Genomic DNA, 13,092 nt, shown 5'->3' on the forward strand with positions numbered 1-13,092 from the left:
GCCCCTCGCGGTTACTCCCGTAGTGGGACTGGTGTCTGTCAGGTCACTCGGCGGCGGATCCACCAGGCGCAGAACCCGGTCAGGGCCAGGGCGAGGCCGAGGTAGAGCCCGGTTTCTGCCCATTGGAGGGCCCAGAAGTTGTCGGCGGGCTGGTACGTCACCTGCTGCTTGTAGCCCAGGGCGCCGAGGTCGGCGACGCAGCGGTCGAATTGCTGCAGGGTGGGCGGGCCCGACTCGGTGTGCAGGCAGTCGGCGAAGGACGACGGCACGGTGGAAGGCTGGCCAGCGGCGTTCAGTGTCTGTTGGGAGGTTTCCCAGGCACCGGGCACTTCGGGGTGCGCGACGATCTGCTCGGCGCCCTCCTGGATGCTGATGGGGGCGCCGCCGGGCTCGATCGGCACGGTGGTCTGGTCCGTGGCGGCAAGGTGGGGCCGGATCCACATCGGCACGACGATCTGGACGGCGGCGTAGACGGCGAACGTGGTGGCCATCGCGGGCAGGGTGCGGCGGATGACGAGGCCGAGGGCGACGCCCAGGACGAAGGCGAAGGCGGCATGGGCCATGGGGACGACGCCCCGTGCGGCGAAGGCCACGGGGTCGAGCCGCGGGAAGTACGTGTCCGTCGCGCCGCCGCCGTTGACAGCCCGGTCGATGGGGCTGCTCCACCAGCTCACCGCGAGTGCGGCCAGTCCGGCGACGGTCATGGTGGCCGCCGCACCAAGGCCCAGCTTGGTCGCCAGCCAGCGCGTGCGGGTGATGCCCTGGTTGAACGCGAGGTAGTGGGTGCCGGTCTCCAGTTCACGGGAGATCAGCGGCGCGCCCCAGAACATCCCGATGACCGCCGGCACGGCGAGCACGACCAGCAGTCCGGCGTAGTAGAGGGTCTGGTCCGAACTGGAGACCTGGTCCACCAGGCTGCTGCCGGCCGTCCGGTAGAGGTCGGCCAGTTGCGGGCCGGTGACCGCGAGGGTGGTGGCGAGGGCGGCCACCGCGGCGAACATCACGGCGGCCTGGGTGCGGAACTGGCGCCAGGTCAGCCAGATCATCGGAGTACCTCCAGTGCGGGTCGGGTGTCACGAACCGCATCGGCGGGCCGGGTCATGTAGGCCAGGACGATGTCTTCCAGACCGAGCGGGCTGACGGTCCAGGACGGATCGTGGACCGCGGTGTCGGTGCGCACCAGGAGGGTGGTCTGCCGGTCGGTGTGGCTGGCGGTGATGACGTGCTGACCGGACGGGAGCGTGTCCGGGTCCCGGCGCGGGCCGGTGAGCCGGTGGTGGCAGGCGACCAGGTCGTCGATGTCGCCGGCCACCTGCACCCGGGAGTCGACCAGCACGATGACGTAGTCGCAGGACCGCTCCACATCGGAGACCAAGTGGGAGGAGAGCACGACGCTCAGCTCGTGCTCGGCGACGGCCTCCATCAGGTCCTGCATGAACTCCCGTCGGGCGAGCGGGTCCAGCGCCGCGACCGGCTCGTCCAGGATGAGCAGTTCCGGGCGCTTGGCGATGCCCAGGGTGAGAGCGAGCTGCGCGCGCTGGCCGCCGGACAGCTTGCCGGCCCGCTGCTTGGGGTCCAGGCCGAGGTGACGGATCCGGTCGTGCGCCAGGGTGTCGTCCCAGTTCGGGTTGAGGCGCTTGCCGAAGTCGAGGTGGTCGGCGACGCTCAGCGCGGCATAGACCGGGGTGTCCTGGGCGACGAAGCCGACCTTGGCCAGCTGTTCCACGCCCTCGGCGGGACGGCCACCGCACACCTCGATGGTGCCGGCCGTCGGGGTCAGCATGCCGGAGGCCAGGTTCAACAGGGTCGACTTGCCGGCGCCGTTGGGGCCGACCAGGCCGACCACCCGGCCGGCGGGGACGTCCAGGTCGCAGTTCTGTAGCGCCCAGCGCTGCTTGAACCTCTTGCCCAGGCCCTGGGCTCGTAAGACAGCGCTCACGCTACGTCCTCTCCGGCGGCGTTACGAAAGGTGTTCATGAACAGCGCCTCGATGCTCTCGTCGTCGAGCCCGGCAAGGCGGGCCTTGGTCAGCCAGCGCTGCAGGTCCTTGCGGAGCGGTCCGTGCGCGGCGAGCGTGGCGTCGGCCAGCGTCCGGGTCACGAACGTCCCGACGCCGGGGCGGGCGGCCACCAGGCCGTCGTGCTCCAGCTCGCGGTACGCCTTGAGCACCGTGTTCGGGTTGACCGCCATCTGCTTCGCCACGTCCTTGACCGTCGGCAGCTGGTCCCCCTCCTCCAGCAGGCCCAGGCGCAGGGCGTGCCGCACCTGCTGGACCAGCTGCTGGTACGGGGACAGGCCGGACCGGCTGTTCAGGTGGAACTCAATCAACGGTTCCCTCCATTTATCTAGTTGCCTAGCACTATAGCCCTCTACGTCGACCATTCGGCAAGGCGTGCACTGCGGCGCCAGCCGCCCGGCACGGAGGGGAGCCAGCCGCGCAAGGTTGGCGCTCGCCAGACCTTGCTCGGGTATCGAGAAACGCTCCGCCCTGCTGATACATCTGGAGGACGGGCGGATCCTCCTGGTCCACCTCGACCGCAACCGACCCGTCAGCCAGAATGACAGCTCCTGGGAAGTCATCCTCGGGCCCGGCGTACGGATCGCTCCAGGCATCCTGGAGCAGCGCGGCTACGTGCAGCGCATCCGCTTCGAGGACCGGCCCGGCGGTGGCCGCGTCATGCGGCTGGGCACAGAACACCCGGGGGTGGGCACCACCTGGGACGGCCTGGAGGACGTCGAGCTGACGTCACGGGGCCTGAGCACCTCGACCAGGCCCGACGCCGTCCGCGCGCCCATGGCCACGGGGCTACGGCACAGTGAGTCCGAGGGGCGCTCGATCGTCAGTGTCGCGCCTTCCCGGTCGCGGGCACCGTGCGTCAGGACGACCGGTCAATCGCGCGCGGATGCATCTCGACCGCGCCATGCGCGATCAGCCGGACCGCTTATACAGCGCGGTGAGAACCATCCAGCAGCTCCTGGAGGCAGAGAAGGTCCCGGAGAACATCGCCCGGCTGCGCCTGGCTCTCGGCCGCGGTCAGACGCGGCTCGAAGAACGAGCCCGGCAACGCCAGACCGTCCTGGCCCGGCTGCAGGAACAGCCCACATCCCTCCTCCTCACCGAGGCCACCCAGCTGATGAGGGATCTCGATGTGACGGCCGAGGAGCGGGAGGCGGTGCGTGTCGCACGGGTCCGGCACAACCAGGAGCAGGCCGAGCTCCGGCGTGAGCAGGAGGAGCGGCGCGCGGCCCGCCAGGCTCAGCGAGAAAAGGAATGGCGTGAGCAGAGGGAGCAGCAGCTGGCGGAGCAGCGTGAGCGCAACGAAGCCGCCCGACGGGAGCGGGAGGAGCGGGCGTTGGCCGTGCAGCGTGAACAAGAGGAGGCAGCGGAGCGCCAGGCACAACAGAAACGCGCCGAGAGACTCGGCGCCTCGGCCCATCCCCGGCACGCGGGCCAACGCGGGCGGCGGGATCCTCGGCCTCTGCAGCCTCGAGGCCTACTGTCCTGTGACAGCGAGCATTGAGCGCGTGCCATCGAACTTTGAGTGACTCACCAGTTAGTTGCAGCAGTCGCAGCTACGAGATACGCGCCGACCTCCATCTCGGTCCGCTCCAACTCGCCTGCAGCATCATTTAGAGGTCGGGCCCCTCGAAGTCGAAGGTGCACTGTCGGCTATCGAGATCGACAGTGCGTCGGTCAGCCATCTATGAGCCACCGTCATATTCAGAACGCGCCCGCCGGTGACGGTGCCGACCAGGGCCCAATAGCGTTCCAGGCGGGGGTCGAAGCCGGATGACCTCGACACCAGCCCATGCAGGTATTCGCGGAAGGCGGGGGTGTCCGACTCCCGCCGGGCTCGTGCATGGGCGGATACGAAAGCGTTCACCGCATCCCCGGCGCTGGGCGGCAGACCCTCGGCCAAAGCGGCGGTCGTCAGAACGGCAGCATCGTCGATCTCCCCGTAGAAGGCCGGGGCGTCCCTCATCTCTTCGTCGTGGTCCTGGGTCCAGCGGGTGAAACTGGGTGTGGAGACGAGCAGATGAAGCTCGGCGTAGGCCAGGACCGTAGCGGGATCGGGGTCCTGCGGCGGGTCGGGTGACAGCATGGCGATCATGATGTCGAGCCGGCGCTTGGGCATGGCCGCGGACAGCTCGCGATACCAGTGATCGGTGAGAGTGCGATGCGCCTGCGGAAGCCGCTGCACGCGAGAGAGAATCTCCAGACGTCGGAGCCGTTCCTCGCTCGGGCAGTCGTCCAGAGACTTGAGTGTGGCCTGGCGCCACCGCAGTTCGGTTAGTCGTTCCTGCACCACTTCGAGCTCGGTTGCCACCAGTTCGCCGAAGGAGCACTCACCGGTGACCACCTGCGTGATGGTCGCGATCGGAGTGTCCAGCGCCCGTAAGCGCCTGATGAGACGGATCCGCTCCCACGCCTCAGGACCGTAGCGTCGATGACCACCGGCGCTACGGCCAGCCACAGGCAGCAGACCGCTGTCGGAGTAGTAGCGGAGGGCCTTCACCGAGACCCCCGTTCCGGCCGCGAGTTCACCGATGCTCCACGTGTCTTGCGTCACAGGCTCTTGAACCTCCAGCGCGCGGGAGGTCCTAGCGTACTGAGCACTGACCGCGTCAGTCCGTACCGTTCCCCACCGCTCGGGCTTAGTACCGGCCCGACCGGCCTCGTCCGATCCCGTCCGACCAAGAACGGTGGGTACGTATGTCCCCGACCATGACAGCACCGCGTCCATGCCGAAGAGACAGGCTCCGTGCGGTGCTCTTCCCCTTGCTCTGCGCGGTGGCACTACTCGCAGCCACCGCCGTACCGGCGACCGGCGCACACCCCGGTTTCCCGCACTCCGCAAGACAAAGCGGTACCGTCGTACGGACCGACCACGGCCTGATACGCGGCGTGTCACACGGCTCGTACACTACCTTCGGCGGCATTCCCTATGCTGCGCCGCCGACCGGACCGCTGCGCTGGCGCGCACCGGTGCCCGCCGCCACGTGGCATGGTGTCCGGGATGCAACGACGGCGGCTCAACGCTGTGTGCAGATGCCGACACCAGGTGCGGGCGCGGTCCTCGGGTCGGAGGACTGCCTCTACCTCAATGTCACGATGCCGACGCCAAAGCCGGCCGGGCAGAAGCGGCCCGTACTGGTGTGGATGCACGGCGGTGCGTTCCTGGGCGGTTCTGGCAGTGACTACAGCACCGAACAACTAGCGGTCCGGGGTGACACGGTCGTCGTCACAGTCAACTACCGGTTGGGTATTTTCGGTTACTTCGGCCACCCCGAGTTGGGCTCCGCCCCACCGTTCGGCCTGGCGGACCAGCAGGCCGCCCTGCGCTGGGTGCGGGCGAACGCGGAGCGCTTCGGCGGTGATCCGGCCAGTGTCACGCTGTTCGGCGAGTCCGCAGGCGCCCCAAGCATCTGTGCACACCTCACCTCGCCGACGGCCGTCGGACTCTTCCAGCGGGCCGTGCTCCAGAGCGGTTCCTGCCTCATGTCATTCCCACGCGGCGCTCTCGGGCCCGGAATACCGGCGTACGAGCCGTTCGCCTCACAGCGCGAAGTTCAGACGGCCGGTGCAGAAGCCGCCCGGCAACTTGGCTGCCCAGCGGACGGTGGAGACGAGGTGCTGGCGTGCCTGCGCGGGCAGAGCACGGACCGCCTCGCCACCGCACAGCTGATGCAGTCCTTCAACCGGCCCTCCTTCGGCAATACGCTGCTGCCCGTGGCACCGGACCAGGCGTTGGCGTCGGGACGCTTCCACCGCGTGCCGATCATTCAGGGCACCAACCACGATGAGATGCGGATGTTCGTCGGCCTGTCGCTCGCCGCGTTCCCGATCCGCACCGAGAACGACTATCGCGCCCGTGTGGTGGACGCCTTCGGGCTTGCAGCCCCAGCCGTCGAGGCGCAGTATCCGGCAGGACACTACCCCACGCCCGCACTGGCCTGGGCCGCGGTGCTGACCGATCGATCCCTCACGTGCACCACACTGGCAGTTGGCCAGGCCATCGCCGCTCATGCCCCCGGCCTCCCCCTCTACGGCTACGAGTTCAGCGATCCGGATGCTCCTGTCCTCACCGGTCTGCCAGCGAACCCGGGCTTCCCCTACGGGGCGGCGCACGGCTTCGAGATGCCGTTCCTGTTCTCCTCCTTCCCTACCGAGCGACCACTGACCGAAGCCCAGGGCGCCCTGTCGGACCGGATGGTGGACTACTGGACGAACTTCGCGCACACCGGCAACCCGAACACCCCCGACGCCCCGCTCTGGCCTGTCCTCAGCCCTTCGTCACCTCTCGCGCAGTCGGTGCAGTCATTGGCTCCCGGACCAGGCGGAATCCACCCCGTCGATGCGTATTCCGCACACCACTGCTCGTTCTGGGACCGCCTGACGCAGTGACCCTCCGCGCGTACAGAACCAGGACGGCCCCGGCGCAGAAGCTTTAACCCTGGTCCAGCTAGGCCTTGCGGACCGTCTCAACCAGCAGCACAGCCCCAGCCTGGGACACCACCACATGGCCACCGCCCTCGATGCGGACGCGTGGATAGGACCCGATACGCTTCTTCATCTGGGAAGTGCCTCCGACCGTGGCAGGAACAAGGACCTCGACAATCCTCATTCTTGCTGGTCAGAGGCACTTTTCGCTTATCTGACCACCCGTCGGACAGCCCGCTTCATGAAAGCGCGAGGTCATAAGTTGAGCCAGAACCCGTTCTCGGGTTCTGGCTCAGGTTGTGTGGAGCGGACACGATGTATCAGGTCTGCTGCCAGGTGCTGGGGAGCCGACCGGGAGGTATCAGGGCCTTGCGGTCCAAGCGGGCTACCCGGTGTAGTAAGCGAGGTGGCCCCTCTTGAACTCTGGCAGTTCCACGCCGCTGAGTTCCAGTGTCGGCGTACCCATGGCACTGGCACTGGAGTCCTTGTAAGCCTTCTCGGATGCGGCGACGAAGCCTTGGTACTGCATCGTCCTGACCGCAGCGTCGAAGCCCGGCCCGCGCAGTCCCTCTACGCGGGATGCCATCTTCAGTAGGAACTCGTCGGTGAAGCCGTCGACCGCTTCATCTGGCTGATGCGCGTAGAGGACCTGGTGGTACTCGACGAACTTGCCGTCTGCCAGTGCAGCGCGCAGCGCGTTCGCGGCCTTCTTCGAGCCGTTGCCGCCCAGCCTGTCGTCGAGGAAGGACGCGAGTGTGTAGTGGACCTGCACCGAACCCTTCCGAGTCAGCTTGTTCAGCTCGGCCCCGGCGCCCTGTGTCTCGAACTCCTCACAGAAGGGGCAGCGCAGATCCTCGAAGAGCCGGACGGTGGTAGCCGCGCCTTCATCGCCGACCACGATGCTCGTCCCGTCCGCGCCCAGCGACTCCGGTATGTCGGCATCAGTGGCATAGCCGGTACGCGTCCCGCGCGCCGCAAGGGACAGTCCCAGGACGGCGGCGATCGCCATTGCCCGAATCGCACGCTTCACCAGCATGAATGCCCCTCCCCAGTGGCGAATGGCCCGGCGAGGGTGATGGTCAACACGGTGCACGCGGTGTTGAAGACGATCAGTCCCGCTGGGCTTCGCGAAAGGCCGGCTGTCCGCTTCTGGTGAGCGTTTGCCCAGCTCAGGATCGGAGTTCTCGAAGTGTCTGGGCTCCCACGCCCGCATGTGCTCGCGGAGGTGCGCCTGGGCGGGGAAGTCCGCCCCCGTCGCAGCGGTGACCGCAGGGAAGAACGCGCGGACTGGACGGCGCAAGGCTGGCGACTGTTCGGGCAGACCCGCCCGGCTCCGCTGGTCGGAGGCGGTGCCCCGGGCCGGGGGGCGGGCGACGGCGTCGATGTAGACGACCCACCTCGCCGTCCACATCGCCCACGAGCTCACCTCCGACAGCCGCAGCCTGACTGTGATGCCGACCCTGGAACTGCTCAACCAGACCGCCCGCGTCTGGCACACCTCCGGTTGGCCGGACACGCCCCGAGGGCCGGCACGAAGACCTCCGACACCTCGGTACCGTCGAGCGCGCACTCGACGCGCTCGCTGACATCTTGCCCGTCGGCCGGCTCGTCGTCAGCCACGGTGGCGCCTGCGCGCCCGACATCCTGAGCGGCGACGACGGCACCTGCATCGGCCACGTCTACCTCGGCACCCTCGGCGTCGCCGACCGCTGGGCCGACTTCGCCGTCGCCACCTGGAGCACGCGGTGGAACTGTGGCCCGGGCCGGGAGGAACCACTGCTCGAATCCCACGGAGTCGGCCCCGGGACGGGGAGGATCACGTACTACCACCTGCTGTGGGGCCTGACGGGCCGACGCCGCGCACCGTCAGCTCCCGGCGGGCGCGTCACGCTGCTCGTACGTCCACACCGCCAGCTGCGTGCGCGACGTGAGCCCCAGCTTGCCGAGGATGCGCTCGACATGGTTCTCCGCAGTGCGCTGTGCGATCGTCAGGCGCACCGCGATGTCCTTGTTTGTGAGCCCTGCGGCGACCAGCTCCGCGACCTGGCTCTCACGCCGCGTCAGCCCTGGCGTCCCGGCCGGGGCATCCAGTACGTATGCCATCGCCTCGTCCACCGTCGCCCGCGCCCCGCGCCGGAACTCCCGCTCGAAGACCGCCCCGGACAACGCCTCCCGCACCCCCGCCTCGAAGCGCAGATGCTGCGCGCGCATGAATGGCGCCGAGCCGAGCCGCCCGCCCAGCGCCCCCCACAACAGGTGCAGCACACCCAGCAGCCGGGCCGCGCGCCGCGGCGCGTCCCGCGTGCTCCACGCGATCACCTCCACGCACATGGCAACGTCCCACCAGTCCTCGAACGGCCGCAGCAGGCCGATGGCCGCCCGGGCGTGCCCGATCGCGTCCCCGGGCACGTCCCCGCGCCGCGCCAGCAGGGAACGAGCGAGCAGCGCCATCCCGTGCAGCCACGACTCGCCCCGCGCCCGGGCGGCGTCCTCGACCTCACCGCACGCCTCGGCGGCCTTCACGACGTCACCCCCGTAGGCGTGCGCGATGGCGAACTTGACCCGGCACTCAAGCGCCGCGTCGAGACACTCCTGCACACGGAACTCGGCGCACGCCCGTGAGAACAGCCCGGCGGCGCCCGCGAAGTCCTCGCGCCAGACGGCGAGGATCCCGTGGTGATGCCACACCCACGCCGACTCCCGCCGATGACCGTCGAGCCGCGCCGCCTTCTCGCACGCGGCGAGCGCGCTTTGCACCTCGGTGTCCGGGGCGCCCTGCAGAATGCCCAGATACGTGTCGGTGACCAGCGCCCGGATCCGCACGTCCGTGTCCGGGCCGCCGTGCGCCCGGTCGGCGGCGAGCAGCAGCGACATCCAGCGGCGCCCCTCGGACAGCAGCCCCGCTGTGAGCCAGTAGTGCCGGGGCGACACGGCCAGCGCCAGACCGGCCCGCGCCTGCCCGGGCCGCTCCAGACAGAACTCCAGGGCCGCGCGCAGGTTCGGATGGTCCAGCCGCAGGCGCGTGAACCAGTCGACCTGCCGGGCCCCGAACCACTCCTGCCCGGCCCACGCGGTCAGCTCCGCGTAGTGGTCCCGGTGGCGGGCTCGGAGCGCGTCGAGCGAGCCCGACGCGACCAGCCGTTCGTGCCCGTACTCCCGTACTGTCTCCAGCATGTGATAGATCGAACGTCCGTTCTGCTGGCGACAGTTGATGATTGACCTGGCCACCAGGGCGTCGAGCGTGTCGAGTAGCGCGGCCGCCGGCAGCTCGGCGTCCGCGCAGACCCGCTCCAGCCCGTCGAGGTCGAAACCACCCCGGAACACGCAGGCCCGCGCCCACAGCAGCCGCTCGCGCTCCGTGCACAGCTCATGGCTCCAGTCGATCAGCGCGCGCAGGGTGCGCTGCCGGTCGGCGGCGACGCGGCTGCCCCCGGTCAGCAGCGCGAACCGGTCCGTGAGCCGCTCCAGGATCTCCCGCGGCGTCAGGCTCCGGACGCGCGCCGCGGCCAGCTCGATCGCGAAGGGCAGCCCGTCCAGACGGCGCACCAGCTCGGCGACGGCGGCGGCGTCGGACTCCTTCACCGTGAAACCGGGCAGCACGGCGGCGGCCCGCTCGGCGAACAGCGCGACCGCCGGATTGCCGCTCAGAGCACGCACCCGGCGCCCCGCGCCCGCGACGTCACCCGCCTCCGGCACGGGCAGCGGCTCCACCGGAAAGACCTGCTCGCCCGCGATCCCGAGCGGCTGCCGGCTCGTCGCCAGCACACGCAGCCCGGGGGCGGAACGCAGCAGCGTGTCGGCGAGCCGGGCGCAGGCGTCGACCAGATGCTCGCAGTTGTCCAGGACGAGCAGGACACGCCGCTCGCCCAGTCGGGCCACCAGCGCGGCCGTTGCATCTGCACCCGGGCGCCCCGGACGGGCCACGTCGAGGGCGCCCAGGACACTCGTCGCGAGCAACTCGGGATCCCGCAGATCGGCCAGCTCGGCAACGTGCACCCCGTCGGGGAACGATCCCGCCACGTCCGAGGCCACCCGCAGCGCCAGCCGCGTCTTGCCCACACCACCGACCCCGGTGAGCGTCACCAGACGGGCACCGGACAGCAGTCCCGCGATCCGTGCCGTCTCCGCCCGCCGCCCGATCAGCGACGTCAACGCGCCTGCCCCGGTCCCCATGGGCGGCCATCTTACGGACGTACGACGACCGGGACCGGTCGATCAGCGCGCACAATTGAGTAGTTCTCCCGTATCCCCGCACGCACACCGGTCCGACACTCGACGACGTGGAACCGGACGATCATGCGAGGTGTGCGTTGACGGCAGACGCGGCAACGGGGCGCGGCGAACAGCCCGGGCGGCTGGGGGAGCGCGTGTGGACCTACCAGGGAGCGATGCCCAGGCGGCCCCTGACTGTGTTCTTCCCGCTCGTCATCGTGTTCATCGTGATGTGCACTATCGCCGACGACCACTACGACGAGGGCTCCTTCCGCCTCGCTCTCTGGGCGATCCCCATGGTGGCCGCCGTGTGCGCCGCGCTCAGCGTCCGGCACACCCGGATCAGGCTCCACGAGCACGAGCACGGCTTCGAGTTCCGCCGCCCCGGACGCCGCACGCTACGCCGCACCTGGGACGAGATCGCCTCCGTCGAGAGACCTGGACTACATCAAGGTCCGCCAGGAATCCGGCTTCTGGCGCCTTGCCACCATGGCCCCTGTCGGCAACGCCCAGTCGTTCACCACGCACGCCTCCCGGGGCGTGGCCGAAGCCGTCGCGGCGCGGCACCTGGAAGAACTGGCCGCGGGCGGCGCACTCCGCTGGGGCGCGCTGACATTCACCTGCGAGGGCCTGACGCTCAAGCCCTTCCCCGGCCTGCTCGACTGGTCCCGCATCACCTACATATCCGGAAGCCCGGACAACGGCGTCCGCCTCGACGTACGCGGGCTGGCCGGACACGTCGGCAGCCCAGCCCTGAAGCCCCGCGCCACCAAGGCCGGCTACAGCACCGAAGGCGACCTCCTGGACGTCTTCATACCCGTCCGCCGCCCCGGATCGGACTACGCGGCACTGGGCATCGTCCTCGCCCACGGCGCCACCCTGACCGACCGACGGCACCAGAACCCCGACCGGTGACCAGCCAGCACCACCCGCGCCGGCCTGCCCATCAGAACGCACCATGTCGTGGCTGACCGGCTACCGCCGACTCAACCACCGCTACGAACGCCACCCCCGCAACTACCTCGCCTTCCTCGGCCTCGCCGCCGCACTCTGCTGCTACAAACGACTCCTCCCTTCGCAGGTAGCTGCGATTACGGCGGGAGCTGTATGCCTTGTCGCCGCTCACGTGGTCGGGCCGGGTCCGGGGCCGTCCACCCAGCGTTCGTGGAACCCGGATCCGGTTCAGGACCTCGATCATCTGCGGGGCGTCACCCCACTGGCCCGGCGTGATCAACAGGGCCAGGGGGCGACAGCCGCCCTCGCCGGCGAGGTGGATCTTGCACGTCAGGCCGCCCCGGGACCGCCCGAGACCCTCGTCGGTGCGGTGGTGCCGGGGCGTCGTTCTTTTTTCGGGATCCGCGGCCTGGATTTGCGGGCTCCGGCCGCGTGCTGGTGGGCACGGCAGGACGTCGAGTCGACACCGACCATGCCCCAGTCGATCCGGCCCGCCAGATCGGCGTCAGCCTGGACCGCCTGCAGTATCCGGTCCCACGTTCCGTCCGCCGACCAGCGGCGATGCCGTTCATAAACGGTCTTCCAGGAGCCGTAGCGTTCCGGCAGATCACGTCACGGGACCCCGGTCCGGACTGGGAACAGGATCCCGTTGATCACCTGCGGTGATCGCTCCACCGGCCGCCACGCTGCCCCGACGCCGGCAGGTGCGGCTCCAACCGGCCCCACTCGGCATTCGTCAGATCACCCCGCCCCATGCCGGGAACAACGAGACGATAATCCGACAGTCACATGATCCGCCGGACAGTGCCTAGTAGCGCGGCTCCGGACAGTGCCTAGTAGCGCGGCTTGGGGACGACTACTGGATCAGCGTCGTTGCCGAACAGGACCGCCGCCGCCGTGAGCAGCAGCGCGCGGCGCGCGTCGTGCCGCCGACCGTCCGCGAACTGGCCCTCGCCCGGCTGGAGCTGGAGGGCATTCCCACCCGGCCCGCGCCGTACAACCGCTGGAAGGAACCGATCACGCCCCAGCAGGCGGCGTCCAACCGGCACGTGCTGGAGCTGGTCGCCAGCGGCAAGGCCGCGTGATGTTCACCGACTGGACCGAAGCCCTGCCCCTGAGCCCGAACCCGCAGCAGCAGCTCGCCGCCGCGGCCCGGGTCACCGCCCGCAGCTCCCGCGACTAGGACGACATGGCGCTGCTCCTGGACGTCCCCGAACTGCCCACCGACACCGACACCCTCACCGCCCTGCTCCCCCTCCTCCCGGGAACCGGAGACGCACCCACCATGACGAACACTCCCGCCGCCCCGGCCCTGTCCGCGCACGAGGCCATGGCGGTCTTGATGCACAACAAACGGCGACAGCGAGCAGGCCATCCGCAGGGCCACCTGTCTCTTATACTGCGGATACGCGAGATGACGCTCGCCGACTGCGACCGCGTCGCGGAGATCCGCGTCGGCGGCTGGCGCAGCGCCTACCGGGGCC

Annotated in this window: 10 protein-coding genes and 3 pseudogenes; 6 read left to right on the top strand and 7 right to left on the bottom strand. The window is 69.6% G+C overall.

The window, feature by feature from the left end:
* Nucleotides 1-38 precede the first annotated feature (38 nt).
* Genes ACFU8Q_RS31815 through ACFU8Q_RS31825 form a run of 3 tightly spaced genes read right to left on the bottom strand, consistent with a single transcriptional unit; the run spans nucleotide 39 to nucleotide 2,382 of the window.
* Nucleotides 39-1,046 (bottom strand): transporter, encoded by a 1,008-nt coding sequence (locus tag ACFU8Q_RS31815; RefSeq protein WP_384460622.1) that lies wholly within the window; start codon nucleotides 1,044-1,046, stop codon nucleotides 39-41.
* Complete coding sequence (locus ACFU8Q_RS31820; RefSeq protein ID WP_384460625.1) at nucleotides 1,043-1,939, bottom strand: ABC transporter ATP-binding protein; 897 nt, start codon at nucleotides 1,937-1,939, stop codon at nucleotides 1,043-1,045. The genes ACFU8Q_RS31815 and ACFU8Q_RS31820 overlap by 4 nt, the downstream gene beginning before the upstream one ends.
* Complete coding sequence (locus ACFU8Q_RS31825; protein WP_384460628.1) at nucleotides 1,936-2,382, bottom strand: GntR family transcriptional regulator; 447 nt, start codon at nucleotides 2,380-2,382, stop codon at nucleotides 1,936-1,938. Before ACFU8Q_RS31825 ends, ACFU8Q_RS31820 begins: the two co-directional genes overlap by 4 nt.
* Before the next feature lie 521 nt (nucleotides 2,383-2,903).
* Here ACFU8Q_RS31825 and ACFU8Q_RS31830 point away from each other — a divergent pair.
* Nucleotides 2,904-3,521: a hypothetical protein gene (locus ACFU8Q_RS31830; RefSeq protein WP_384460631.1), complete on the top strand. Its 618-nt coding sequence runs from the start codon at nucleotides 2,904-2,906 to the stop codon at nucleotides 3,519-3,521.
* A 105-nt stretch (nucleotides 3,522-3,626) separates the two neighbouring features.
* Here ACFU8Q_RS31830 and ACFU8Q_RS31835 read toward each other — a convergent pair whose 3' ends face one another.
* Nucleotides 3,627-4,745 (bottom strand): MerR family transcriptional regulator, encoded by a 1,119-nt coding sequence (locus ACFU8Q_RS31835; protein WP_384460634.1) that lies wholly within the window; start codon nucleotides 4,743-4,745, stop codon nucleotides 3,627-3,629.
* Between ACFU8Q_RS31835 and ACFU8Q_RS31840 the strand changes: the two genes are divergently transcribed.
* Nucleotides 4,727-6,406 (top strand): carboxylesterase/lipase family protein, encoded by a 1,680-nt coding sequence (locus ACFU8Q_RS31840; RefSeq protein ID WP_384460637.1) that lies wholly within the window; start codon nucleotides 4,727-4,729, stop codon nucleotides 6,404-6,406. The genes ACFU8Q_RS31835 and ACFU8Q_RS31840 overlap by 19 nt on opposite strands.
* A 421-nt stretch (nucleotides 6,407-6,827) precedes the next feature.
* Here ACFU8Q_RS31840 and ACFU8Q_RS31845 read toward each other — a convergent pair whose 3' ends face one another.
* A complete protein-coding gene (locus ACFU8Q_RS31845) occupies nucleotides 6,828-7,451 on the bottom strand; it encodes a DsbA family protein (RefSeq protein ID WP_384460640.1) in 624 nt (207 codons plus the stop codon).
* An 857-nt stretch (nucleotides 7,452-8,308) separates the two neighbouring features.
* A complete protein-coding gene (locus ACFU8Q_RS31850; protein WP_384460643.1) occupies nucleotides 8,309-10,615 on the bottom strand; it encodes an ATP-binding protein in 2,307 nt (768 codons plus the stop codon).
* A 528-nt stretch (nucleotides 10,616-11,143) separates the two neighbouring features.
* On the opposite strand from ACFU8Q_RS31850, the gene ACFU8Q_RS31855 reads away from it, so the two are divergent.
* Nucleotides 11,144-11,569, top strand: coding sequence for a hypothetical protein (locus ACFU8Q_RS31855; RefSeq protein WP_384460646.1), 426 nt, complete (start codon nucleotides 11,144-11,146; stop codon nucleotides 11,567-11,569).
* Nucleotides 11,570-11,603: 34 nt separating this feature from the next.
* Nucleotides 11,604-11,726 (top strand): annotated as a pseudogene (locus tag ACFU8Q_RS31860) (IS5/IS1182 family transposase); the annotation flags it as partial.
* On the opposite strand, the pseudogene ACFU8Q_RS31865 reads toward ACFU8Q_RS31860, so the two are convergent.
* A pseudogene (locus tag ACFU8Q_RS31865) lies at nucleotides 11,727-12,363 on the bottom strand (IS5 family transposase); the annotation flags it as partial. It lies immediately after the preceding pseudogene.
* Between the two features lie 168 nt (nucleotides 12,364-12,531).
* Between ACFU8Q_RS31865 and ACFU8Q_RS31870 the strand changes: the two are divergent.
* Complete coding sequence (locus ACFU8Q_RS31870) at nucleotides 12,532-12,693, top strand: hypothetical protein (protein ID WP_384460649.1); 162 nt, start codon at nucleotides 12,532-12,534, stop codon at nucleotides 12,691-12,693.
* Between the two features lie 104 nt (nucleotides 12,694-12,797).
* Nucleotides 12,798-13,092: pseudogene (locus ACFU8Q_RS31875) on the top strand (hypothetical protein); the annotation flags it as partial.

The organism is Streptomyces sp. NPDC057543 (genome assembly GCF_042801895.1).
Taxonomy (GTDB): domain Bacteria; phylum Actinomycetota; class Actinomycetes; order Streptomycetales; family Streptomycetaceae; genus Streptomyces.